The sequence below is a fragment of the Ruegeria sp. BF6 genome (assembly GCF_056538665.1).
Genome location: NZ_JBQFTN010000001.1, coordinates 300,267 through 323,694 on the forward strand (window position 1 = coordinate 300,267; position 23,428 = coordinate 323,694).

19 protein-coding genes are annotated in these 23,428 nt (G+C 60.0%); 7 read left to right on the plus strand and 12 right to left on the minus strand.

From position 1 onward, the window contains the following. Window positions 1–11 precede the first annotated feature (11 nt). The gene (locus ACR0IM_RS01540) at window positions 12–494 is read right to left on the minus strand and encodes a hypothetical protein (protein ID WP_480680621.1); all 483 of its coding nucleotides are present in this window, start codon (window positions 492–494) and stop codon (window positions 12–14) included. A gap of 96 nt (window positions 495–590) precedes the next feature. Here ACR0IM_RS01540 and trkA point away from each other — a divergent pair, with 96 nt between their 5' ends. From trkA to hflX, 4 genes are all read left to right on the plus strand, one after another. Next, complete coding sequence (gene trkA, locus ACR0IM_RS01545) at window positions 591–1,967, plus strand: Trk system potassium transporter TrkA (RefSeq protein ID WP_480680622.1); 1,377 nt, start codon at window positions 591–593, stop codon at window positions 1,965–1,967. Beyond that, on the plus strand, window positions 1,967–3,505 hold the full coding sequence (locus ACR0IM_RS01550) for a TrkH family potassium uptake protein (RefSeq protein WP_480640270.1): 1,539 nt from the start codon (window positions 1,967–1,969) through the stop codon (window positions 3,503–3,505). The genes trkA and ACR0IM_RS01550 overlap by 1 nt, the downstream gene beginning before the upstream one ends. A gap of 124 nt (window positions 3,506–3,629) precedes the next feature. Beyond that, window positions 3,630–3,869, plus strand: a complete 240-nt coding sequence (gene hfq, locus ACR0IM_RS01555) for an RNA chaperone Hfq (RefSeq protein WP_010440340.1) — start codon at window positions 3,630–3,632, stop codon at window positions 3,867–3,869. After that, window positions 3,869–5,140, plus strand: coding sequence for a GTPase HflX (hflX, locus tag ACR0IM_RS01560; RefSeq protein ID WP_480680623.1), 1,272 nt, complete (start codon window positions 3,869–3,871; stop codon window positions 5,138–5,140). The genes hfq and hflX overlap by 1 nt, the downstream gene beginning before the upstream one ends. A gap of 3 nt (window positions 5,141–5,143) precedes the next feature. Here the strand turns inward: hflX and ACR0IM_RS01565 are convergent, their stop codons facing one another. The 4 genes from ACR0IM_RS01565 to hemB form a co-directional block, all read right to left on the minus strand. After that, window positions 5,144–5,539: a nuclear transport factor 2 family protein gene (locus ACR0IM_RS01565; protein ID WP_480680624.1), complete on the minus strand. Its 396-nt coding sequence runs from the start codon at window positions 5,537–5,539 to the stop codon at window positions 5,144–5,146. 108 nt (window positions 5,540–5,647) lie between these two features. Beyond that, window positions 5,648–8,110, minus strand: a complete 2,463-nt coding sequence (locus tag ACR0IM_RS01570; protein WP_480680625.1) for a penicillin acylase family protein — start codon at window positions 8,108–8,110, stop codon at window positions 5,648–5,650. A gap of 173 nt (window positions 8,111–8,283) precedes the next feature. Next, window positions 8,284–8,856, minus strand: a complete 573-nt coding sequence (locus ACR0IM_RS01575) for a lipid-binding SYLF domain-containing protein (protein ID WP_480589306.1) — start codon at window positions 8,854–8,856, stop codon at window positions 8,284–8,286. Window positions 8,857–8,996: 140 nt separating this feature from the next. After that, window positions 8,997–9,995, minus strand: a complete 999-nt coding sequence (gene hemB / locus ACR0IM_RS01580; RefSeq protein WP_480640273.1) for a porphobilinogen synthase — start codon at window positions 9,993–9,995, stop codon at window positions 8,997–8,999. 120 nt (window positions 9,996–10,115) lie between these two features. Here hemB and ACR0IM_RS01585 point away from each other — a divergent pair, with 120 nt between their 5' ends. Both ACR0IM_RS01585 and mfd read left to right on the plus strand, forming a co-directional pair. Then, a complete protein-coding gene (locus ACR0IM_RS01585) occupies window positions 10,116–10,640 on the plus strand; it encodes a component of SufBCD complex (protein ID WP_480589301.1) in 525 nt (174 codons plus the stop codon). A gap of 21 nt (window positions 10,641–10,661) precedes the next feature. After that, window positions 10,662–14,117, plus strand: coding sequence for a transcription-repair coupling factor (gene mfd, locus ACR0IM_RS01590; RefSeq protein ID WP_480680626.1), 3,456 nt, complete (start codon window positions 10,662–10,664; stop codon window positions 14,115–14,117). On the opposite strand, the gene ACR0IM_RS01595 is transcribed toward mfd, so the two are convergent. From ACR0IM_RS01595 to ACR0IM_RS01615, 5 genes are all read right to left on the minus strand, one after another. Next, on the minus strand, window positions 14,114–14,788 hold the full coding sequence (locus ACR0IM_RS01595; RefSeq protein ID WP_480589297.1) for an SH3 domain-containing protein: 675 nt from the start codon (window positions 14,786–14,788) through the stop codon (window positions 14,114–14,116). The two genes, mfd and ACR0IM_RS01595, sit on opposite strands and share 4 nt — an antisense overlap. Continuing rightward, window positions 14,785–16,449: a hypothetical protein gene (locus tag ACR0IM_RS01600; protein WP_480640275.1), complete on the minus strand. Its 1,665-nt coding sequence runs from the start codon at window positions 16,447–16,449 to the stop codon at window positions 14,785–14,787. The genes ACR0IM_RS01595 and ACR0IM_RS01600 overlap by 4 nt, the downstream gene beginning before the upstream one ends. Window positions 16,450–16,505: 56 nt before the next feature. Continuing rightward, window positions 16,506–17,714, minus strand: coding sequence for a multidrug effflux MFS transporter (locus ACR0IM_RS01605; protein WP_480640276.1), 1,209 nt, complete (start codon window positions 17,712–17,714; stop codon window positions 16,506–16,508). 75 nt (window positions 17,715–17,789) lie between these two features. Then, entirely contained in the window at window positions 17,790–18,449 is a 660-nt protein-coding gene (locus tag ACR0IM_RS01610; RefSeq protein ID WP_480680627.1) for a DsbA family oxidoreductase, read from the minus strand. Then, on the minus strand, window positions 18,446–19,963 hold the full coding sequence (locus ACR0IM_RS01615; RefSeq protein ID WP_480680628.1) for a class I adenylate-forming enzyme family protein: 1,518 nt from the start codon (window positions 19,961–19,963) through the stop codon (window positions 18,446–18,448). The genes ACR0IM_RS01610 and ACR0IM_RS01615 overlap by 4 nt, the downstream gene beginning before the upstream one ends. 65 nt (window positions 19,964–20,028) lie before the next feature. Here ACR0IM_RS01615 and ACR0IM_RS01620 point away from each other — a divergent pair, with 65 nt between their 5' ends. After that, window positions 20,029–20,652 carry a helix-turn-helix domain-containing protein gene (locus ACR0IM_RS01620; RefSeq protein ID WP_480640279.1) on the plus strand — a complete coding sequence of 208 codons (624 nt, stop codon included), beginning with the start codon at window positions 20,029–20,031 and terminating at the stop codon, window positions 20,650–20,652. Here the strand turns inward: ACR0IM_RS01620 and ACR0IM_RS01625 are convergent. Both ACR0IM_RS01625 and ACR0IM_RS01630 read right to left on the minus strand, forming a co-directional pair. Beyond that, a complete protein-coding gene (locus tag ACR0IM_RS01625; protein WP_170325112.1) occupies window positions 20,641–20,877 on the minus strand; it encodes a hypothetical protein in 237 nt (78 codons plus the stop codon). The genes ACR0IM_RS01620 and ACR0IM_RS01625 overlap by 12 nt on opposite strands. 538 nt (window positions 20,878–21,415) lie before the next feature. Further along, a complete protein-coding gene (locus ACR0IM_RS01630) occupies window positions 21,416–23,230 on the minus strand; it encodes an extracellular solute-binding protein (protein ID WP_480680629.1) in 1,815 nt (604 codons plus the stop codon). Window positions 23,231–23,428: the final 198 nt, after the last annotated feature.

A 23,428-nucleotide genomic window follows, 5' to 3' on the forward strand; every position in this document is an offset into this window, starting at 1 on the left:
TCGCCGGGTCCTTACCCGGCCTGACCGGGCGTTATGATCTGGAACGACCCGTTGTCGAATTTCACGTAACAGGACTGGGTGCTCAATGGCGGCAGTTTTGTTGTAGGCACCGCGGCGGTCTGTGATTTTACGTTCTGCTTGCAGGGCGGTAGGCTGACCGGGCGAAATCCCTTCTTGGCCATGCACTGCGTCTCGACCTGGTTGCGCAGCCCCTGGTTGACGTCGACGGTGTACACGCTCCCTGGTTGCCACCAGCCGGCCGAGCGGTAGCAGCGCCCCCGGCCATCGCAATAGGTGCGGCCGGGCCAGTAGGTAGGCGGGTTTTGCCGCACCTGATTAGCCACCGGCACGTCCTCAAGTGCCAGAACCTGACATTGCGTGGTTTCGGACTGCACACGCGATACGCTTTCGCCTTCGCGGTAATACAGCGAAAGCGGACCGCTACATGCGGACAAGGCAATCATTGGAACAAGCAGACGAAGCACTGTTTTCATAGGCTTATCTTGCCTTAGCTGCGCAGGTATGACAATTCAATTGACCGCTATGGGGGCATCTGTCATTCAAAGATTTCAGGCAGAAGGGCCAAAAACATGAAGGTCATAATTTGCGGTGCCGGTCAGGTTGGCTGGCAGATTGCACGGCACCTGTCGGGCGAACTCAACGACGTAACGGTGGTGGACAACAACTCCGATCTGGTGCGCCGCGCGACCGAGACTCTGGATGTGCAGGGGATCGCCGGGTTCGCCAGTTACCCGGATGTGCTGGAGCGAGCAGGAGCCCGCGACGCCGATATGATCATCGCCGCGACCCATTCGGACGAGGTGAATATGGTCACCTGTCAGATGGCGCATTCGGTGTTCTCGATCCAGCGCAAGATCGCACGCCTGCGGTCGAAATCCTACCTCGAGGCAATCCACTCGGATCTGTACCGCCGCGACCACCTGCCCATTGACGTGGTGATCAGCCCCGAGCGTGAAGTGGCCGCCGCCGCCATGCGCCGCCTGTCGGCGCCGTCGGCCTTTGACACCGAGATGTTCATGGACGGCAAGGCGCAGTTGCTGGGCATCCGCATTGACGAAGACTGCCCGATCATAAACACGCCTTTGCGCCAGTTGACGGATCTGTTTTCGACACTCAGCTCGATTGTCGTTGGGGTTCGGCGCGACGGCAGCCTGTTCGCTCCGGAATCCGAGGATCAACTGTTTGTCGGTGACGAATGCTATGTCTTTACTAACGTAAAAGACGTTGACCGCACGATGGAGGTTTTTGGTAAAACCCAAAAGAAACAGGATCGCGTGGTGATCGTGGGGGGCGGCAACGTCGGGCTGGAAGTCGCGCGAACGCTGGAGGAGCGTGAAAGCCGGGTGCGCGCCAAGATTATTGAGCGTGACCGTCACTGTGCTGAGCTGGCTGCCGAAGCGCTGGAGCGCACTATTGTTCTGAACGGTGACGGGCTGGATGCTGCCTTGCTGCGCGAGGCTGGTATTGAACGCGCGGACGCGATGCTGGCGGTCACCGATGACGACCGCGCAAACATGCTGGCCGCCGTGCGGGCCAAGGCAGAAGGCTGCGCGTTGGCAATTGCGCTGATCAACGATCCTAGCATGGTGGCGCTGATGGGCCCGCTCGGGATCGACGCCTATATCAACCCACGCGCGACCACGGTCAGTTCGATTCTGCGCCACATCCGCCACGGGCGTGTACGGCAGGTCTATTCCATCGGCGATGCCGAGGCCGAAGTGATCGAGGCCGAGGTACTGTCAACCTCTCCCATGGCCGGGCAAAGATTGCGCGACATCGACTTCCCCGAGGGTGTTCTGGTGGGGGCGGTCCTCAAAGGTGATGAGTTGTTGCGCCCCACCGGCAGTCTGCGGATCGAGGAAAAAGATGTGGTGGCGATCTTTGCCATGGCCAAGGATGTCCCCGAGGTCGAGCGACTGATGCAGGTTTCGATCGATTTCTTCTGATGATACGCGCGAGGACACAACGGATCGGGCTGGTGCGGCGCTTGCCGCTGTTTCTGCTGATCTGGGGTGTTTTCTCGCTGTCCATGTGGATACCCGCGATTCATGCGCTGGCGTTGGACAACCACGACACTTCGCGTTCGTTTTTTTATTCGGGTTTGTTGGGGCTGTTTGTCGTGGCAACGATTGCGATGGCAGCGTCCAGCCGGGTGCCGCGCCGCGGAACGCTGGGGCAGTTGGCGGTGCTGTTGGGCTGTTTTACAGTCCTGCCGGTGTTCCTTGCCATCCCGCTCCATGATGCGTTGGGAAACACGACTTTCCTAAACGCCTATTTCGATATGGTCAGCGCACTGACGACCACGGGCGCCGACGTTTTCCCCGATCCCGACCGACTGACAGCGCCTCTGCATCTGTGGCGGGCGCTAGTGGGCTGGATGGGTGGATTGCTGATGTGGATTTCGGCGGCGGCGATCCTGGCACCACTGTCGCTGGGCGGGTTCGAGGTGACCGCGCGGGGGCAGCCCGGCCGTCCGGTCTCGGGCGTGGCGCAAAGCGAAAAGGTCGACCCTCGCGGGCGTCTGATACGGGTGACACTGACGCTGACGCCGGTGTATGCGGGGCTGACGGCGGTGATCTGGCTGCTGTTGCTGATCGTGGGTGAGCAAGGGTTGACCGCCGTCTGCCATGCCATGTCCACCATGGCCACGTCCGGAATTTCGCCTGTGGGCGGGCTGGAAGGCGCGCAGGCCGGTATTACCGGCGAAGCGATCCTGTTCCTGTTTCTGTTTTTTGCTCTGTCGCGGCTGACCTTCTCCACCGATACCGCCACAACGGGGTATTCGCGGCTGGACAAGGACCCTGAATTCCGGATCGGTTTGGTGATCGTGATCGTCGTTGCCACACTGCTGTTCTTCCGCGTATGGGCCGGCGTCAACGAAATCGGCGGCACGCTGCACCCAATAGAAGCCGTGAAGGTGTTCTGGGGCATGGTATTCACGGTGCTGTCCTTCCTGACCACTGCCGGGTTCGAGAGCGCCAATTGGAATGACGCGCAGCAGCTTTCGGGGTTGGGTACGCCCGGGTTGATCCTGATGGGGCTGGCCCTGATCGGTGGTGGCGTCGCCACCACCGCAGGTGGGGTCAAACTGCTGCGGGTTTTCGCCCTATACCTGAACGGCGCGCGCGAGATTGACCGGCTGATCTATCCCTCGTCGGTCAGCGGCGAGGGCGGCGGTAACCGGCGCATTCAGAGCGACGGTGCCTTCATCGCGTGGATCTTCTTGATGATGTTCGCGCTGACGGCGGCGTTGTTCAACCTTCTGTTGGGGTTGATGGGAGCGGGGTTCGAACAGGCCATGGTGCTGACTGTCGCTTCGCTCAGCACCACGGGTCCGTTGATTGAATTGGCCACGGATTTCCCGATACGGATTGTGGACCTGTCTGCCGGGGCCAAGCTGACCATGTGCGCGGCGATGGTGATCGGACGGCTGGAAACGCTGGCGATCATTGCGCTGATTACGCCAAGTCTCTGGCGGGATTAACTTTCAACAGATTTGCTATGACTGATTTTTGATCTGGAAACTCGGTTAACTCCACTCCATACTCAGCCAGAGGGAGCGCGTTGGTCCGCAGCGCGTAGCAAGAACAATGGCGAGATAATAAAAAATGGCTTCGGACAGACAGAATCTTCAGGACGCGTTCCTGAACAATGTACGGAAAGCAAAGGTACCGGTCACAATTTTCCTGATCAACGGTGTGAAATTGCAGGGCGTGATCACTTGGTTCGACAATTTCTGCGTATTGTTGCGCCGCGACGGACAGTCGCAGCTGGTCTACAAGCACGCGATCTCGACCATCATGCCGTCGCAGCCGATCAGCCTGTATGAGGGCGAAGACGCCTCTTGATGGAACATGAAAGGACGCGCACCCGGGCCTGGGTGCTGCATCCGGAAATCAAATCAGATGAACAGCGCCGTGTCCCCGAACCGGCGCTGGAAGAGGCGGTGGCACTGGCTGCCGCTTTACCCGATCTGGATGTGATCGGGTCCGAGATCGTGCGCCTGCAACGCGCCCAGCCGGGGTTTCTTTTCGGCAGCGGCAAGATCGAGGAACTAGCCCAGCGTCTGCACGAAAACGAGATTGAACTGGTGTTGATCGACGGCCCGGTTTCCCCAGTTCAGCAGCGCAACCTTGAGAAAGCGTGGAAGGTCAAGATCCTCGACCGGACCGGTTTGATCCTTGAGATTTTCAGCGACCGCGCCCGTACCCGTGAAGGTGTGCTGCAGGTCGAGATGGCCGCGCTTAGCTATCAACGTACGCGTCTGGTCCGGGCCTGGACTCACCTGGAACGGCAAAGGGGTGGACTGGGGTTTGTCGGTGGTCCCGGTGAAACTCAGATCGAGGCTGACCGCCGAGCGATCGATGAACAATTGGTACGTCTGCGGCGTCAGTTGCAGAAAGTGGTGAAGACCCGCACGCTGCACCGCGCCGCGCGGGCCAAGATGCCGTATCCGATTGTGGCCTTAGTGGGGTATACCAACGCCGGAAAATCCACATTGTTCAACCGCCTGACCGGGGCCGAGGTGATGGCCAAGGATATGCTGTTCGCCACGTTGGACCCAACCATGAGACGGGTTGAACTGCCCGATGGCCCCGAGGTTATCCTGTCGGACACAGTAGGGTTCATCTCAAACCTGCCGACGGAACTGGTTGCGGCCTTCCGGGCAACGCTGGAAGAGGTTCTGGGTGCGGATATCGTCATCCATGTCCGTGACATCAGCCATGAGGAAACCGACGCGCAAGCGCAGGATGTCGAGGCGATCCTGACCTCTTTGGGCGTCGATGACGAACGGCCCCGGCTGGAGGTCTGGAACAAGATCGACCTGCTGAATGAAGACGAACGCGAAGCCACCTTCAAACGCGCGAATCGCGATCCATCGATCTTTGCTATCTCGGCGGTGACGGGAGAAGGTGTTGACCCTCTTCTGGCCGAGATCGCAACCAAATTGCAAGGCGCGCGCCACGAAGAGACTCTGATGCTGGGTTTCGCCCAAGGCAACAAGCGCGCCTGGCTGTTCAGGCAGGATGTTGTGCAATCCGAAAAGCAGACCGAGGACGGTTTTGAGATCACCGTGCTGTGGACCGACAAACAGGCGGCTCGGTTCGCGGCGCTTTAGAGATTAGGTCCTGCCAATCTGTCGTTGATGGTCGTCCGCGTCAAACCAGTCCGATGAGGACTGGATTTTGTGGTCCTGGGTCAGTTCCCACTCAGCCCAGCCGCGGGTGACCACAAGGTTGCCGGTTTCTGTGTGATGGCCTTCCAATGTCCAGACAAAGATCGCGTGTGAACCGGCCCATCGCAGCATATCGCATCTGAGTTCCAGATCGGGAAAGTCGGCAAAGAACTCGCGGGCCACGTCGGCTACTGCCCCGCGACCAACCATGGGCTCACCCTTGTTGATCGAAATCTGCCCTTCAGGCGCAAAGAATTCGGCCACCGCGTTCGGGTCACCCGAACTCCAGGCGATTGCGTAGTCGCGCGCGAGATTGTTCAGCCTATCCCGTATACTTGCCATTTGTGTCCCCCGGTCCCAACGTGTTGGCCTCCAGATCGTAGGCGAAAAGACAGGTCGGCGTCCACGGCACCCGGAAAAAGGGGCAAGGTCCTGCCGAAACAGGTGAAATCAGCGCGGGATCAGGTTCGTCACACCCACGGCCGCTGCACGGGCCAGATTGAGGTCCAGCGACATGGGGATATACTCTCCGCGCCGCCACAGCTGCGCCTGATCGTCGTAGTAGCGTGACAGGAAATGGCCGGACTGGCCGGTGGCGGTGATAAAGACCGAACTATCCGGGTCGGCAAAATCATAAACCCCGCGATAACCCGCACCGTGGACGTTCTGGAACGGATTCCTGCCTTCGCCCGAAGTGCGCCCGCGCAGCAGTGTATTGTCGCCGCCACTGGTGGATTGGCGGATGTTGACAAAGAACCGCAACACAGGAACCGTGCCCAGAACCGGGTGGTCATGGGTGGCCTGATGAGCGTCACCCCAGCGCAGGGATTTCAGAGCGCTGCCATAATTCTCGGAAATCCAGATCAGCGCGTCGTCCAGCGCCAGCCGTGCCATGTCGGTGCAGGTTTCGGTCGGGGCGCTCTGGCGTACGTTACACCAGACCGACGCACCATCGATATCACGGTAGACGCGTTCGATGAACAGTGGCTCGACATGCTTATATTCGGCAGCCAGCGGGCCGAGGTCATCCGAGATCAGCCGGATCTGCAACGCCCGCAACCATGCCGCATAGATCAATGGCTCGGGCAGATGCTCGTTCATCTCGCCATTCCACTCTGCCAGCAGGGACAGCGCGATCTGGCGCTGGCGTTCGGGCGTGCCCTCGGGGGCTGAGGCGCCGGTGAACCACAGGTCTGCGCCGATCAGCGGCAGCAAGGACCGGGCGGTGAAGCTGACGGTATCCAACTGTGCTTCGATAAAGCTGTCGCGGGTGTGGACCTCGCGCGATTGCATCAGGCGTTCCCAGCGGTGCACGCGCTGGGTGTCGCCCCATTCATAGGACACATGCTCGGGGAACGGGCGGTCGATGATCTTGTTGTTGGTATTTCCCAGGATGCCCCCCACTGGGGCTACGAATTCCGGGTTGTCGGCATAGGGCAGGCGGCCCTGCCAGAGGTTCTCGGCCAGCCAGCCGGGTGTCGGGATGCGGCCCCGGCTTTGATTTTGCAGGTCGCGTTTCGGCATCGCTCCGATCAGCTTGAGGCCGATCGTGTCCTTGTCCACCAGCGACAGGTTTTGCGAGGGTGCAATGAACAATTCGGCTGCATCGATGCCCTGCCGGACGCTGTCCGCGTTCATCAACGCCATTGACGCCGTCATCGACGTATCGCGCGGGCTTAGCGCCGTCCAGGACAAAGAGGCGACGTGACCGGGTGGTGTGATCGTCTCCAGATCATAGTGGCTGCCGGGCAGAACGGGGCCGTTATCTGTCCAGCGCAGGGTCAGGGTAATCGGGGCCTCGTCCTTGATCTCGATGATCGACGGGCGGGTGCGGAATGTTTTGTAGCCGTCCGGCGTCAGGTATTCCTCGGAGTTTTCCGGGTTCAGCTGCTCGATATGCACATCCTGATCATCCAGATACGAGGACGTCAGACCCCAGCCCAGCCGATCGCTGCGCCCGGTCATAATGGCGGGAATGCCGGGGATTGTCGCACCGATCACACCGCCCTTGGCCAGTTCCAGCCGGGCCAGATACCAGACGCCCGGCGCGGTGAAGCCCAGATGGGGGTCATTGGCCAGCAACGTGCCTCCGCTGGCCGAACGCGAAGGCGCGGCAGTCCAGGCGTTTGACGCGCCGGCCAACCCGCGTTTTGGGAAAGGGGACAGCGGGCTGTCGGGCATCGGTGTGCCGCGGGCATAGCGGGGCAGGCCGGGAAACAGCGCGGCGTATTCGGGCAGGGCCGCGATGCCCGCACCTGGAACGTTCGGCAGTATGTCGGCCAGCCGTGCGGGGTCGTTCAGCATCAGCGAAGTGCGGGCCCGCAGCACTTCGTCCTCAAGATGGCCGGACAGTTGCAGGCTCATTAGTTTGATCACCGCGATACTGTCGCCGGGCTGCCACGGGGAAACGGGCGCGTTGAACAGGAACATCTCGGGCGCGCCCCGACCAAGGGCGGCCTCGTTGATCTCATCCAGCCGCGCGTTTACTCCGGCGGCATACGCCCGCAACGCAGCTTTGGTGTAATCGTCCTGTACCTCGACCGAGCGGTGGGCCAGCCCGTACAGGTCCAGCCGGCGCAGCAGCTTGTCGATATGAACGGTGCGGGTGCCGAACACTTCGGACAGGCGGCCCTGAGCGGTGCGGCGCATAACGGTCATCTGCCACAGACGGTCCTGAGCATGGGCAAAACCAAGGCCAAAGAACACATCCGGATCGTTTTCGGCCAGAATATGGGGGACGTTGGCAGTGTCGCGGATGATCTCGACCGGGGCGGTTGGACCGGTGACTTCAACCGTCTGATTGTAGTCCGGCAGGGACTGGTTGGCCAGGAAATACACCAGCGCCACAGCGGCCAGAGCCAGCAGGACCAGACCCGTTGTAATACGCAACAGCCAGCGAAAAACGAAACCCATTTGTGGCCTTTAATCCCGATCCATTTCCGATTTCGGCAAGACTAGTGGATGGCCGGGCTGACCGAAAGAGGAACAGTCCGGGAATATTTGTGTTTACAGAACTATACAAAGAAAAACCCCGCCACAGTGGGCTGTTGGCGGGGACCGTTCGAGGGGCGCGTGGTAGCCCGGAGTTAAGGAATGATCCGCGTGTATTTGGTGCCTTCGACCGTGGCGCCGAATTTCAGGCCAGCCTGACCAAAGACCGCCGCCAGAACCGGAGAGCGCAGTGTGGTGGTATCGGTCGAGAGTGAGTCACCTGTTGCATCGACGACGTAGCCGATATCGGCCCCGGCGGTCCAACCATTGGAGCGGCGGAAATCGTTCAGCGCGTCCTGGGTCATGAAGAACAGCACGTGCGCGTATTGCTGCGCGCCGATCTGCAGGCCAGCACTGCCGGACACTGCGGAATAATAGTCAACCGTCGCGCCCTGGATGCGCAAGGCGCCCTGGCCATACGCGCCGCCAAAGATAAATCCGGCCTCGGTGATCAGCGGCATGACAAGCATACCGTTGGCCTTGTTGGCGATCTCAACCGTGTTGGGATAGCGCGCGTACATTTCGGTCAGCGTGGCATCGACACGGGCGTCGATGGTGGCGGCGTTGGAATTGCCGACGCCATTGCCGCAAGCTGCGGTTACCGTCAAACCGGCCATGCCAAAGGCAAAGCCACGACGGCTTAGTCGGGGTGCGTTGGAACTGCTCATGTTTTTTCTCTGTATAAGTGCCTGATATGTCGGGTGATCCCGATCTTGTGTGCAAGAGTACGCCGATTGCGGCTGCGTGTCACGGGAAAGCTGACCAGCGGCCGATCACAATCGGCGAAAAATTGCGACAATTTGGGGTTTTAGCCCTGCAGGATGCGGGCAACCTCGGGCGCAAAGTAAGTAAGGATGCCGTCGCAGCCCGCACGCTTGAAGGCCAGCAGGCTTTCCAGCATCACCTTCTCACCATCGATCCAGCCGTTCTGCGCCGCGGCCTGGATCATCGCGTATTCGCCCGACACCTGATAGGCATAGGTTGGCGCGCCAAAGGTGTCCTTAACCCTACGGCAGATATCCAGATAGGGCATCCCCGGCTTGATCATCACCATATCGGCGCCCTCGGTCAGGTCGCGCTCGATCAGGCGCAGGGCTTCGTTCGAATTGGCCGGATCCATCTGATAGGTTTTCTTGTCCCCGGTCAGCGCGCCCGAGGCGCCCACCGCATCGCGGAACGGGCCGTAAAAGGCGCTGGCGTATTTCGCGGCATAGCTTAGGATCATCACGTTCTGATGCCCCGCAGATTCCAGCGCCCGCCGCATTTCGCCGATGCGGCCATCCATCATGTCGGACGGGCCGATGATGTCGGCCCCAGCTTCGGCCTGCGCGAGCGTCATTTTGACCAGAGCTTCGACCGTCTGATCGTTCACAATTTCGCCATCGACGACGTAGCCGTCATGCCCGTTGATGTTGTAGGGGTCCAACGCCACGTCGGTCATCACTGCGATATCCGGGGCCGCGGCCTTGATGGCGCGGATGGCGTGGTTGGACAGATTGTCAGGGTTCCAGGCCTCGGCGCAATCCTCGGTTTTCAGGTTGGCGTCGGTGTAGGGAAAGATGCAAATCGCCGGGATACCCAAGGCCTGCGCTTCAACCGCGGCCTTTGCGATCAGGTCGACCGAGCGGCGCACCACGCCGGGCATCGACGGCACAGGTTCTTCCACACCCTCGCCTTCGCGTACGAAAACCGGCCAGATCAGGTCGTCGGTGGTCAGCGTATTTTCCCGAACCAGGCCGCGCACGGACTGGGATTGGCGCGCCCGGCGAAAGCGGGTCAGGGGGTAGGGGGCGATGGTCGGCTTCATGTCGCGCTCTCCTTGAATATTTTCGCATTGGGTGGCATGAATTCCACGAGGTCTCAAGGGTAACGATGGTCGCGCCTGCGTAAAGAAGGCCCCTAAGGACAGTGAACAAAGGGCTGACGCTTGGACTTATACTCTTCGCTTTTCGAAATCATCGATATGCGCAGTTTTTCGAATCTGTGGTATTGGATCGTGCTGGCCGTGCTTTGGTCATCGGTAAGCCACTGGGCTATGGGCGTCCCGTTCGACCTGCTGGTGCGCGCCCGGCGTGTCGGAGGTCAGACCGAGCAGGACTTGCTGGATATCGTCCGGATCAACGGCAACCGCATTCTGTTTATCGTTGATAAATCCGGATTGATCATTCTGGGGCTGAGTTGTTTTTTCTTTACCGGGCTGGCGATGCTTGGCTTTTACTATGGGGTCGAGTTCGCCCAGGCTGTATTCTTACTGTTGTTTCCCATGTGCCTGGTGACGCTCATAAACATCAGGGCCGCACATAAATTGCGGCGCAGTGACGGATCGCTTGAGTTTGTCGGCAAGGTTTTGACCCGCTGCCGGATTTATACGCAGGTCATCGGTATGATCTCGATTTTGATCACGTCGCTTTGGGGTATGTATCAGAACTTCTCGATTGGGGTTCTGGGATAGGAAATTCGGAAAGGCTAGGCGATGACGGCTCCGAACCACGTAACTGTTGGCGGCGCCCCCGAGGGGTTTGACGCGCAGCTTGTCCTGAACGAGATCGCGCGTTCCGGCGGGCCCGTGGCCCATGTCGCGCGTGATGACAAGCGGATGGAGGCTATGCGGGCCGCGCTGGCCTTCTTTGCGCCGGACATGCCTGTCTTTGTGTTCCCGGGCTGGGATTGTTTGCCTTATGATCGGGTGTCGCCCAATGCGGATATCGCAGCAGCCCGCGTAGCGACGCTGGCGGCGCTGGTGCATCAGATGCCGGACCGGTTCGTGCTGTTGACCACGCTGAACGCAGCCACCCAACGAGTGCCCGCGCGTGATGTGCTGCGAGAGGCTGCGTTTACCGCGCGCGTGGACCACCGCGTTGATGAAACCGCGCTGCGGAGCTTTCTGGTGCGGATGGGTTTCACGCAAAGCCCGACGGTGATGGAACCCGGTGATTATGCCATTCGGGGTGGGATTATCGACATCTTCCCGCCGGGCGAATCTGGTCCCGTGCGCCTGGATCTGTTCGGTGATGTTCTGGACGGCGCGCGTCGGTTCGATCCTGTTTCGCAGCGCACGACCGAGAAACTGGACGTGGTGGAACTGGCTCCGGTCTCTGAGGTTATTCTGGATGAGGCAGCCATCACCCGTTTCCGACAGAATTACCGCATCGAATTTGGTGCTGCGGGCACGGATGATCCGCTATACGAGGCCGTCAGCGCGGGCCGCAAGCATCAGGGCATCGAGCACTGGCTGCCGTTCTTTCATGAGAAACTTGAAACCCTGTTCGATTACCTGCCGGATGCCACGATTACCGTTGACGATCAGGTCACGCCCGCTCGGCTTGCGCGCTGGGATACGATTGCCGATCAGTATGAAACCCGGCGGCTGGCACTGGAAAACCGGTCGCGCATGGATACTGTGTATAAGCCGACACCGCCCGGATTGCTGTATCTGGACGACGCCGCGTGGGAGCAGGCAGTGGGTGACCGGCGGGTGCTGCAGTTCAGCCCTCTGCCACAGGCCAGCGGTCCTGGAGTAATCGATGCGGGCGGCAGGATCGGACGAAACTTTGCGCCCGAGCGGCAACAGGAAAGCATCAGCCTGTTTGGTGCGCTGGCAAGCCATATTACCGACAAGATGGGCAAGGGACCGGTGTTGATCGCGTCCTACTCTGAGGGCGCGCGCGAACGTTTGACCGGTCTGATCGAGGATGAAGGTCTGGCCGAGGCAATCCCGGTTTCGGACGGCACCCGCATCGGCAAACGCGGGCTGCATCTGGCCGTCTGGGCGCTGGAGCATGGGTTCGAAACGCCTGACTTGACGGTCATCGCCGAGCAGGATGTGCTGGGCGACCGCCTGATCCGCCAGCCCAAGAAACGCCGCAAGGCCGAGAATTTCCTGACCGAAACCCAATCGCTCAGCCCCGGTGATCTGGTGGTGCATGTAGATCACGGCATCGGGCGCTATATGGGGATGGAGGTCGTCACCGCCGCGGGTGCTGCGCACGAATGCCTGCTGCTGGAATATGCCGAGCAGGCCAAACTGTACCTGCCGGTTGAAAACATAGAACTGCTGTCGAAATACGGCCATGACGAAGGTCTGCTGGACCGCTTGGGCGGCGGTGCATGGCAGGCCAAGAAGGCGAAGCTGAAAGAGCGCATCCGCGAGATGGCGGACAAGCTGATCCGCATCGCAGCTGAGCGTGCTTTGCGCAAGGCTCCGGTCATGGACCCGCCTCCGCACGCGTGGGAGGAGTTCAGCGCACGCTTCCCGTATCAGGAAACCGACGACCAGCTGCGCGCTATCGCAGAGGTGATAGAGGACATGCACTCTGGCGCGCCGATGGATCGTCTGATCTGCGGTGATGTGGGCTTTGGCAAAACCGAGGTTGCTATGCGTGCGGCCTTTGTCGCCGCCATGTCCGGCGTTCAGGTCGCGGTTGTAGCGCCGACCACGCTGTTGGCTCGACAGCACGCGGCATCATTCAAGGAACGGTTTCGGGGTTTCCCGCTGGAAGTGCGCCAGCTGTCGAGATTTGTCTCTGCCAAAGAGGCGCAGCAAACCCGCGACGGGCTGGCGCGCGGCACGGTCGATATCGTGATCGGCACCCATGCGCTGTTGGCTAAGGGGATACGGTTCAACAATCTGGGCCTGCTGATAATCGACGAGGAACAGCATTTCGGCGTCGGTCACAAGGAACGTCTGAAGCAGCTGCGTTCGGATGTTCACGTCCTGACCCTGACCGCCACGCCGATACCGCGGACGCTGCAATTGTCCCTGACTGGTGTGCGAGACCTGTCGATTATCGGCACACCGCCCATCGACCGCCTTGCCATTCGGACTTATGTCAGCGAGTTCGACGCAGTCACCATTCGCGAGGCTCTGCTGCGCGAGCATTATCGCGGCGGACAAAGTTTCTATGTGGTGCCGCGCATCTCGGATCTGCCCGAAATCGAGGAATTCCTGAAAGACCAACTGCCGGAACTCACCTATATGGTCGCGCATGGGCAGATGGCGGCGGGGGAACTCGACGACCGAATGAATGCTTTCTACGACGGCAAGTATGACGTGCTGCTGGCAACGACGATTGTGGAAAGCGGGCTGGACATCCCGACCGCCAACACGATGGTTGTGCACCGGGCGGATATGTTCGGTCTGGCGCAACTCTACCAGATACGTGGCCGGGTGGGGCGGTCGAAAACCCGCGCTTATGCCTATTTGACCACCAAGCCGCGCCAAAAGCTGACCGCCACAGCCGAGAAACGGCTGCGGGTTCTGGGCTCATTGGATACGCTTGGGGCCGGGTTCACGCTGGCATCGCAGGATCTGGATATTCGCGGAGCAGGCAACCTGCTGGGCGAGGAACAGTCGGGCCAGATGCGCGACGTGGGCTATGAACTCTACCAGTCGATGCTGGAAGAGGCGATTGCCAAGATCAAAGCCGGTGAGATGGAAGGGCTTTCCGACGCGGATGACCAATGGGCACCGCAGATCAATCTGGGTGTGCCGGTTCTGATCCCCGAGGACTACGTGCCCGATCTGGACGTGCGTCTGGGTCTCTATCGCCGCCTGTCGTCGCTTTCGACCAAAGTTGAGCTGGAAGGCTTTGCGGCCGAACTGATCGACCGCTTCGGTACCCTGCCGAAAGAGGTGAATACCCTGATGCTGGTCGTCCGCATCAAGGCCATGTGCAAGCGGGCGGGCATTGCCAAGCTGGACGGTGGGCCGAAAGGTGCAACGATCCAGTTCCACAATGACAAGTTCGCATCGCCTCAGGGGCTGGTCGAGTTTATCCAGAACCAGCGCGGACTGGCCAAGGTAAAGGACAACAAGATCGTCGTGCGCCGTGACTGGAAGAAGGACAGCGACAAGATCAAAGGGGCCTTCGCAATCGCTCGGGATCTGGCTGAAAAGCTGATGGCCGAGAAGAAAAAGGCCAAAGCCTAGTCTCCGCTGACAAAGGTGCACAACTGCCATGCGCCCGCGTCCGATTTCACGAACGCGGCGCGGTGGCCTGTCATCGGCCACAAGTAGTCACGGTGCATGTAGCCTTGGGTCCCATCGGTCAGCAGCACCCGTTGATAGTCCGAGCCGTCCTGAAAATCGCGGATGATCGCGACCTCGTGGCTGATGAGGCCCAAGGTCGGTGCGTCGCGATCTGCCGACTGCCGCAAGGCCACATCTGATCCAGTGACGAAATAGGCCATGAACGGGTCCAGTGAAACGGGCAGGGTGATTTGCCACTGATGCGGCATCCAGAACTCGCCCTCGTCATCGAAATAGCCGGGCTGGGAGAGGGTGTTTTCCAGATCCAACCAATAGGCTTCGCGTAAGGCATCCGCGTCTTTTCGGTTCTCTTCCGACAGGGTTTCCGGATCCAGGATCAGATTGGCGCGCAACTCTTCTGGACCACCATTTCCTCCGTGGCTCAGGTAGATGTCGGGACAGGCCGCCGCGACCACGGCATCGGTATCCCTTGCGGCCACCTCGGCCAGCAGCGCATCGCGGAAGGCCACCAGCGAGGAATCTCGCGCGGCCTGATCGACCGGAGGAAAGGATTGACGATCCGCAAGGGCGGGGCCGCAGAGCAGGGCCGTCAACAAAAAGGCGTTTCTCATTCGGCGGCCCTCATCGCCGCTTGGGCGCAGAAGCACGACGCACCCACCGCGCGATCTGCCCGGGCCAGTGCCAGATCGAGCCGTTGTTTTACCTGCACAATCTCAACGGTGTCACCACGCGTTTTCAAACAGTCATGCAGGCCCTTGAGGCTCCAGACATTGTCCGGATGGATCGAGGCACGGCTGAGCATACCACCCAACCCCAGATCCTCACGATAGACCGCTTCGGCCTCGGCCACATGACCCTGTTCATACAGCAGTGCCCCCAGCGCGTGGCGGGTGGGCTGCATCCACCCCCACGGTTCGTCGTAGGGCAACGTGTCATCCAACTCGACCGAGCGGCGCAGGTGGGCATAGGCGATCTCATAGTTGCCTTTGCGATACTCGATCTCTCCGCGCAGCATTTCGCGGGCGATCTCCAGCAGATCAACAACACGATTATTGTGCAGCAAGCGTGTCTCGGGGACGCATTCCTTTGCGGAAAGGAACAGCTGTTCCTCGGCCTCTGCCTCGACGACCTGATCGGTGGCGGCATGGGCGATGGCGCGGGCATAGTGAATGGTCGCCGTCAGCGTGCGATAGAGGTCGGGGTCCGATGGTATCTCCAACGCCTTGGCCTCTTCCCACTGGCCAAAGCGGATCAGGATATGCGGGCCCATCGACATGTAGCTTTCGAAGTAATCCGCCATCGGAGGGCTTTCGACGCGCAGCATGTCTTCGGGTGTGGTGTCCCACATGCCCTGATTTGCGCGCAGGGCCGGTTCCATCTGCCCAAGGAACAATGCGCCGTAGATGACGAAGTGATAATCGTGCTGGCGGTAGCCGGTATAGATGTTGAAGGCGCCTTCGCGCTCGTAATACTTCAGATCGGCCTCGATGGCCTTTTCGTTCCAGTAAACAACGTTGTGGTAATGCCCGCACAGCACGTCAATATGGGTGGGCATATGCACCAAGTGACCCGCATCGGGAACCAGCGTGCGCAGCACATCCCCGGCCTTGAGCGCCTTTTCCGGGGTTGGCGACATCTCCATCAGATGCACATAGAGGTGCAGCAGGCCGGGATGAGACATCGCAGCGGGGTCGTAGGCCATCGCGTCTTCCAAGGCCTTCTGCGCCTCGCGCGTGGCGGCGCCTTGGGCAGGTTGGCCGGTTTTGAGGTCCCACATCTGCCAGGGTGTCAGATTCAGCAACGCCTCGACATAGATGGTGCGCAGGTCCAGATGATCGGGCTGTTCGGCAAAGGCCGTGCGCATCGCGTCAGCGAAATCGTGGTCCCAGCTGTGCATATCCTCAACCGGGTCACGCTGCGGGTAGCGGGCGGGCAGGGCGCGGATCAGGGCCTGCTCGACCGGGGTGCAGCTGTCCAGCAAAGCCAGCGCCTGTTGCGCCGCATCAAAGGCCTGCGCAAGCGCCTTTTGCTGCCCGCTTTCATCGAGCAAATCCCAAGGCAGGTTGTAGTTTGGACCGGCCGAATAGGCGATCCCCCAATGGGCCATGGCGCAGTTTGGATCATGTTCAGCCGCGCGTTGGAAACAGACCACGGCTTCTTCATGGTTATAGCCGTAGGTCCAGACCAATCCCCGATCAAACCATAGCTGCGCCTCGGGCGAGGATGTGGTGACCGGACAGGAATGAGAACCCAGATCGTAATCGTAACGCATTGAAACCTCCTCTCGGATCAAGGGAAGGTTAGCGGGATTCGCGTAATCTGCACAGGTCAGGCGGGTAGTCTGTTTTCAATCCGGCCCATATGCAGCATCAGTCCAAAGCCGATCACGCTCATTGATAGAATGCCGGTGGTGAGCGGGGTCAACGAGCCGTCGAACAACAACCCTATGGGGGCTGCGATGGCCGCGGCCAGAACGGTCGAGACCGCACCGATGACTGAGGCCGCCATACCGGCGATATGACCCATCGGCTCCATGGCGATGGCGTTCAGGTTGCCCATCGTCATGCCTGCCATGAAAAAGATAGAGGTCTGCCAGAAGACGAACACCGCAAAGGACAGGTTCGGCGACAGATGCACCGAGTTCAAAACAATGACGCCCATGGTGATGACGATCTGCGCACCCAAAGCCCAGGTTACCAGTCGCCGCATCCCCACGCGGATCACCAGGGCCGCGTTCAGCAGGCTGGCAGACCCCGAGATCAGGGCCACGAAACCAAACCAGAAGGGAAAACTGTCAGCGCTGTCATGGATCACGTCATAGACCGGTTGCACCATGGTCAGCGTGGTGAACAACATGCCCAGACAAAGGGTTTGCACGAAAATCGAAACCCGGACGGTGGGGTGCACGAACATCTCGCGCGCGGAAGAGACCATCAGGGGCAGGCGCAGCGGCCTGCGGTTCTGAGGCTTCAGAGGTTCCGGTAGGCGCAGGCCCATCCAGACCACGGTGATCGCTGAGAACAGGATGAACGAGACGAATATCCCGCGCCAGCCTGTGAGGGCGATCATGCCGGCCCCCAGCATCGGCGCCACAGCAGGAACCAGCGTGAAGATCATCATGGCGATTGACACGATCCGCGCCATTTCACGACCCGAGTACAAATCCCGGATTATCGCCATGGCGACCACGCGTGGCGCGGCACAGCCGACCCCTTGCGCGACCCGGGCAATCAAAAGTAGTTCCAGCGAAGAACTGGCCCAAGCGACGGCAGCTGAAACGATGTACAAAACTGAGCCGGCATAAATCACCGGCTTGCGACCAAACGCGTCCGACAGCGGACCCATGAAGAACGTGCCGATCCCCATGCCCAGCACGAATGAGGTCAGGATCAGCTGTGCCCGGTTAATGTCCTCGGGGCTGAGCTGCGCGCCAATCTCGGGCAGGGCAGGCAGCATCGAGTCGATGGAAAACGCAATCGTCGCAAACATCATTGCGACAAGAGCGATGAACTCTCCTTTTGACATGCGATTGGTCATTGCGTCCTCCTGACCTGATCGCGCTATCACGACAGATCAGGTGGCGCTAGGGATCAAAGCGCACAGACCTCTGTGCTAATTTGCAGGAGAACCCTCAAGCTGAGACATGATCTCGCCAATCACTTTTTCCCACATTTCCGGCGGTTGCGCGCCCGGAACTGCGTGTTGATTGGCCACGACGAAGGTCGGAACAGATTGGATGCCCATCTGGCGGGAATGGGTATCGCGGTTGCGGATGTCCTCGCGGTCGGCATCGGACTTCAGCAGTTTCTGCACCACGGCGGCGTCCATGCCGATGCTGTCAGCGATATCGGCCAGCACTTCGTGGTCGCCGATGTCGCGGGCCTGCACGAAATAGGCATCGAACAGGGCATCCACGGCATCATTCTGCTTTCCCTCGATCCCGGCCCAGTGGATCAGGCGATGGGCGTCCAGCGTATTGGGGGTGCGTTTCATGCCTTCGAAATCTATGCTGAGCCCGGCCTTCTCGGCGTGCTCAACCACCGGAGCATAAGCGCGCACGGCACCGTCTTTGCCGCCGAATTTTCCCTCCAGATACTCACGCCGATCCATGCCTTCATCTGGCATGTCGGGGTTCAGCTGGAACGGATGCCACTCGATCACCATAGGGTGATCCGGAATCGCGGCCAGTGCTTTGTCCAGATGGGTTTTGCCGATATAGCACCATGGGCAGATCGGATCGGACATAATGTCGAGTTTGACGGTCTGGGTCATGGTGTGGTCGCCTTGAAATAGGCCGGCAGAGCCCGGCGCAGTAGTTTGCCATTACCACCGGTCGGAAGCTCGGGCAGGTGAATGAACGCGCGCGGCTGTTTATACCGCGCCAGATTTGCCTCCACATAGGTTTGCAGGGCAACGTCGTCCAGCTTTTCCGGCCCGGTATAGAAGGCTGCTATCACAAATGTGTCTTCTTTGACCTCAACAGCCGCCGCGCCAACCTGTGAAATCCCGGGGAATTTGGACAAGGTGGCCTCGACCTCGACCGGAGAAACGCGATAGCCGCCCGCATTCATCATGTCATCGTCGCGGCCCAGATAGGTGATCTGCCCGTCGACGGCCATGGCACCCTGATCGCCGGTCAGGAACCAATCGCCCTGCATCCGAGCCTCGGCTTCGTCCGGCGCGTTCAGATAGGTCAGCATCAGGCCGGGATCCGAGCGGTGAATGGCGATGGTGCCTTCCTGTCCCTGCGGCACCGGACCATCCGGCCCAAGGATCGCAATCCGTCGGCCCGGTTGTGGTTGTCCCAGCGACTCGCCCCGCGCCGGGTGGGCCGGGTTGGACGAGATGAAGGTGGAACATTCGGACATACCGTAGGCTTCGTAAAGCTCAGTCCCGGTCGCCTCGACCCATTGCGCGTGCAGGTGTCGAGACAGTTTCTCGCCGGCACAAAGGCCGTGGCGGAGCGTGGGCAGGTGCATGTCCTCTGACGTTTTCAGCAGCTTGCGATACACGCCAGGGGCGGCGGCAAAGATCGTCGCGCGGTGTCGCCGCAGCAAGGCAGGCAGGGCGTCCGGGTCGGTTCCCGGCTCTGGGATCAAAGCGGTCGCGCCGATAGTCCAGGGGTCCATCAATCCGGTGCCTAGTGTATAGGTCCAGTTAAATGCACCGGCATGACAGAGGCGATCCGTATCCCGCAGCCCGTACCAGCCATCCACCATCATCTGGCGTGCCCAGATTGCACGGTGCGCATGGGCCACTGCGCGCGGCTTGCCGGACGTGCCCGAGGTATAGACGACATAAGCCAGGCGCTCGGGGTCGCCCATTTGAAACTCGGCTGGGGGCAGGGGCCGCATCGCGGTCAATTCGGACAACGTGATCTGCAGTGGATGTGGAGCGCAGGCAACGGCCGGGTCCCGCAAAACGGCGGCTGGTTTAAGATCCGCGATCATGCGCGCCGTTTCCGGCTCGGTCAGTTGCGAGGATGTCGGGACAGGCACGATCCCCGCCGCAATCGCTCCAAGGTAGGCAATGGGGAAATCGACCGTGTTCCCCAACCGCATCAGCGCAATGTCACCCGGTTTTAGCCCCGCGCGCAGCAACCCGGTGGCGGTGCCCAGAATGGCCGACTTGAGCGCGCGATAGCTCCAGTCCTCGGCGCCATCGGACCGCAGAACTGACAGCGCGATCTTATCGGGATCATCATCCGTTCGGCGCAGCACATGTGCGGCCAGGTTGAAGGGCGCGGGGCAGGCCATGGGCGGCCCCTGATCAAAAACAGACAGCATGGCCACTGGCTACCTTGGTGCTTGGCGCGTTGCAAGCGGGACGGGCTGGGCCTATAGAGTTGCGCATGAGCACCAATGAACAACCTTCCCTGATCCGCATTGCGCGGGACTCGGGCAACCACGCCGAGCTTGAACCGCTCGATCTGGGTGCGCGCGTGCGCCAATTGCGCAAGGCGCGGAACTGGACGCTGGAACAGGCGGCCTCGCAGGCAGGGCTTGCGCGCTCGACCCTCAGCAAGATCGAAAACGGGCAGATGTCACCCACGTACGACGCGCTGAAAAAGCTGGCGATCGGGTTGGAGATTTCGGTGCCGCAACTGTTCACGCCGCCGCAGCGGGATCAGGTAATCGGGCGTATGTCCGTGACGCGGATGGGCGAAGGGGCCGCGCATCCCACGACGACGTATGAACATGAGCTGCTGGCCGAGAACCTGACGAAAAAGCAGATGCTTCCGTATCGCGCCCGCGTGCGCGCGCGGTCAATGGATGAGTTTGATGGCTGGGTGCGCCACGATGGCGAAGAGTTCCTTTATGTGCTGACAGGGGTTGTCCAGCTTTACACCGAGTTCTACGAACCCGTCGAAATGCGTCGGGGAGACAGCGCGTATTACGACGGTAGCATGGGACACAACGTGATTTCGGTCAGTGACGAAGATGCAACGATCCTCTGGGTCACATCACTTGCTTAAAGACCGGCTGAACTCTCGGTTCAAGCCTTCGGTAAACAGAAAATCCTCAAGCTCTTCGTGTGCTTCATTCACGGTCAGGTGGTGGCGTTCGGCCAAATACGCTTCGAACCCTTTGCGGTCTTTGCTCAGCCGCACCTTGTCCTGATCACGCAGGTTCGGAAAACGCCGTTTAGCACGAGAGTACATAGCGTCCCAGTCTTGCGTCAGGTCAGTCCAGTTCAACATTTGTCAGCTTCCGTAACTCGGGTTTCACGGCTGCTCGGCCCCCATATCAGCGTACGGAGGGCATAGGGGTCCAAGTGCATGACAAAATGTCGCACCTTATTTGGGCTTACGTAAGGTTAAAGAGGCCCGCCACACTGATCGCGCGACGGGCCTACGGACCTGAGGTGTGAGTGAGTGGAGGCCGGTCCGCAAAACTCGGGTCTGACGCGTCCAACGATCAGCTATCTAGCGAATTTTTCACAATTAATCCGATCAACCGGTGCGCCAAAACACGGGTAGGCTATATCGTTGGGGGGCGATCCGTAAAGCCCCTTGTGGTTATTTTTTGGGCATTAGCTGGAAATGGGTGTTTCCGCTATATGTAGACGGCTTCAGATATGTCTGCACGATATATGGGTGTATTTGGTGCGTGTGCCAAATTCCGCCGAAAGGTGCGACCATTTGGCATGACACAACTTAAGATACTAACCTGCAGATGTGAGCAATCCGCGCGTTGGAGGCTATGGGGCCGATCGCGCCAACGATCCGGCCGATTTGGTCACTCTTCGTACCACCAAACCTGTGGCATATACTCCGGCCCATCACCATAAATTGGCACGGTCTGGGGCTGTTTCAGCTCTTTGGCATGAGCGATGCGTCCGACGTCGAAATTCCAGATCGGGATGACATAGCGCCCAGCGGTCAGAACCCGGTCCAGGGCGCGGGTGGCGGCCACGAAATCCTCGCGACTTTCCGATGCCAGCATCGCGTCGATCAACCCGTCCACCGCCGGAGAAGCAACACCCATCAGGTTGCGCGTGCCCGGAGTGTCGGCGTTTTCGCTGCCCCAATACAGGCGCTGTTCATTGCCCGGCGACAGGGACATGGCACGGCGGAAGAAGGTCATGTCGAAATCAAGTTCGGCATTACGACCGGTAAACTGGGCACTGTCCACTTGTTCGACGGCGACCTGAATCCCGAGCCTTTCAAGCGCACGGGTATAAATTTCGATGGCCGTCTGGCCCTCGGTATCACCTTGTTGCAGCAGGACGGTGACGGTAAAGTCTTCGCCGTTCTGATTGCGCAGCACGCCGTCCTGGACGGTCCAGCCCGCCTCGGTCAACAGCTGGTTCGCCTTGCGGATATTGGTGCGGTTGCGGGCCGAGCCGTCGCCCACAGGCAGGGCATACCCTTCAAGTGCGCCGGGTGGCAGGTCGTCGGCATAGGGCTGCAGCAACTCGGCAACGCGGCCGGTGGCGGGACCGGGCTGCATACCCAGATCAGAACCGGAAAAATATGAGGTGATCCGCGGTTGTGTGCCGCCGGTGATCGTATCGTTGATGTATTCGAAGTTGAACGCCAACATCAGCGCCTCGCGCACACGCCAATCGTCGAAGGGGGCTTTGCGGGTGTTCATGACGAACCCGGTCATGCCCGACGGCTTGCCGTGCGGGATCTCGGTCTTGATGACATCGCCGCGTTGCACGGCGGGGAAGTTGTACTGCGTGTCCCATTTGTCAGCATTGAATTCCCGTACTGCCGTCAGTTCGCCAGCCTTGAACGCCTCGAACAGGACTGTGCCGTCGCCGTAGAATTCGATCCGCATCTCATCGAGGTTCATGGTGCCGCGCCGGAAGGGGATATCGGCCCCCCAATAGTCGGGGTTCCGGCGCAGGGTCACATAGCGACCGGCCTCATAGTCACCGACCACATAGGGCCCCGATCCGACCGGGACATCATGCAGCGCCGCGTCGGCAAAACTCTTCCCCTCCCACTGCGCTTTCTGCAGAATCGGGCGGAGGCCGGTGATCAGGGCCAGTTCCCGATCCGGCTCGTTGAAGGTGATCCGTACCGAGCGCGGGCCGGTTTGTTCGATGCTGTCGATCTTGCCCCACAGCCCGCGATAACGAAGGTGCCCTTCGGTGCCCAGTATCTGATACGACCAGATAACATCGTCCACGGTTACCGGGGTGCCATCCGAAAACCGGGCGTTTTCGCGCAGGGTGAATTCGACCCAGGACCGGTCAGGAGCGGTCTCAACTGATTCGGCTAACAACCCGTAAAGAGTGAAAGGTTCGTCCCAGGATCGGCCCATCAGGCTTTCGTGCGTCCAGAAACGAAGCTGCCAGGGCACGGTGCCTTTTTGTACAAAGGGGTTCAGACTGTTAAAGCCGCCGGTATTGCCAAAAACAACTTTACCGCCTTTCGGCGCCTCGGGGTTGGCATAGGGCAGAGACACAAAATCCGGTGGTAGGGCAGGGTCACCGTACATAGCTATGCCATGGGCCGATTCTGCATAAGCAATTGTGGCGGCAAAAACAGAAGCGATTCCCGCAATCACAGGGCGAACGGGTCGTAGAAAATCGGGGCGCATTTTGGAAACAATCCTGCTCTGGCCTTATTTTGTTGGGATTCACCGTACCGATGATTTTTCTTGTTTTCAAACTTTTAGCTTGGACGAAGGCGGGGAATTGCGTATAAAGGGTGCACTGCTCGATAGGTTTCTTGCCTGTATGAAACCTGCCTCAATAACTTAACGCCCGCTTCGTGCGGGCGTTTTTTTTGGCATTTT

Bases quoted from the DNA above. Each gene is read 5' to 3' on its own strand.
- trkA (WP_480680622.1), top strand. From the start codon at position 591: ATGAAGGTCATAATTTGCGGTGCCGGTCAGGTTGGCTGGCAGATTGCA.
- hfq (WP_010440340.1), top strand. From the start codon at position 3,630: ATGGCTTCGGACAGACAGAATCTTCAGGACGCGTTCCTGAACAATGTA.
- hemB (WP_480640273.1), bottom strand. From the start codon at position 9,995: ATGAAGCCGACCATCGCCCCCTACCCCCTGACCCGCTTTCGCCGGGCG.
- ACR0IM_RS01570 (WP_480680625.1), bottom strand. From the start codon at position 8,110: ATGGGTTTCGTTTTTCGCTGGCTGTTGCGTATTACAACGGGTCTGGTC.
- ACR0IM_RS01600 (WP_480640275.1), bottom strand. From the start codon at position 16,449: ATGCGTTACGATTACGATCTGGGTTCTCATTCCTGTCCGGTCACCACA.
- ACR0IM_RS01610 (WP_480680627.1), bottom strand. From the start codon at position 18,449: ATGACCCAGACCGTCAAACTCGACATTATGTCCGATCCGATCTGCCCA.
- ACR0IM_RS01565 (WP_480680624.1), bottom strand. From the start codon at position 5,539: ATGGCAAGTATACGGGATAGGCTGAACAATCTCGCGCGCGACTACGCA.
- ACR0IM_RS01575 (WP_480589306.1), bottom strand. From the start codon at position 8,856: ATGAGCAGTTCCAACGCACCCCGACTAAGCCGTCGTGGCTTTGCCTTT.
- ACR0IM_RS01595 (WP_480589297.1), bottom strand. From the start codon at position 14,788: ATGAGAAACGCCTTTTTGTTGACGGCCCTGCTCTGCGGCCCCGCCCTT.
- ACR0IM_RS01625 (WP_170325112.1), bottom strand. From the start codon at position 20,877: ATGTTGAACTGGACTGACCTGACGCAAGACTGGGACGCTATGTACTCT.
- ACR0IM_RS01550 (WP_480640270.1), top strand. From the start codon at position 1,967: ATGATACGCGCGAGGACACAACGGATCGGGCTGGTGCGGCGCTTGCCG.
- ACR0IM_RS01620 (WP_480640279.1), top strand. From the start codon at position 20,029: ATGAGCACCAATGAACAACCTTCCCTGATCCGCATTGCGCGGGACTCG.
- ACR0IM_RS01630 (WP_480680629.1), bottom strand. From the start codon at position 23,230: ATGCGCCCCGATTTTCTACGACCCGTTCGCCCTGTGATTGCGGGAATC.
- hflX (WP_480680623.1), top strand. From the start codon at position 3,869: ATGGAACATGAAAGGACGCGCACCCGGGCCTGGGTGCTGCATCCGGAA.
- ACR0IM_RS01540 (WP_480680621.1), bottom strand. From the start codon at position 494: ATGAAAACAGTGCTTCGTCTGCTTGTTCCAATGATTGCCTTGTCCGCA.
- ACR0IM_RS01605 (WP_480640276.1), bottom strand. From the start codon at position 17,714: ATGACCAATCGCATGTCAAAAGGAGAGTTCATCGCTCTTGTCGCAATG.
- mfd (WP_480680626.1), top strand. From the start codon at position 10,662: ATGACGGCTCCGAACCACGTAACTGTTGGCGGCGCCCCCGAGGGGTTT.
- ACR0IM_RS01615 (WP_480680628.1), bottom strand. From the start codon at position 19,963: ATGCTGTCTGTTTTTGATCAGGGGCCGCCCATGGCCTGCCCCGCGCCC.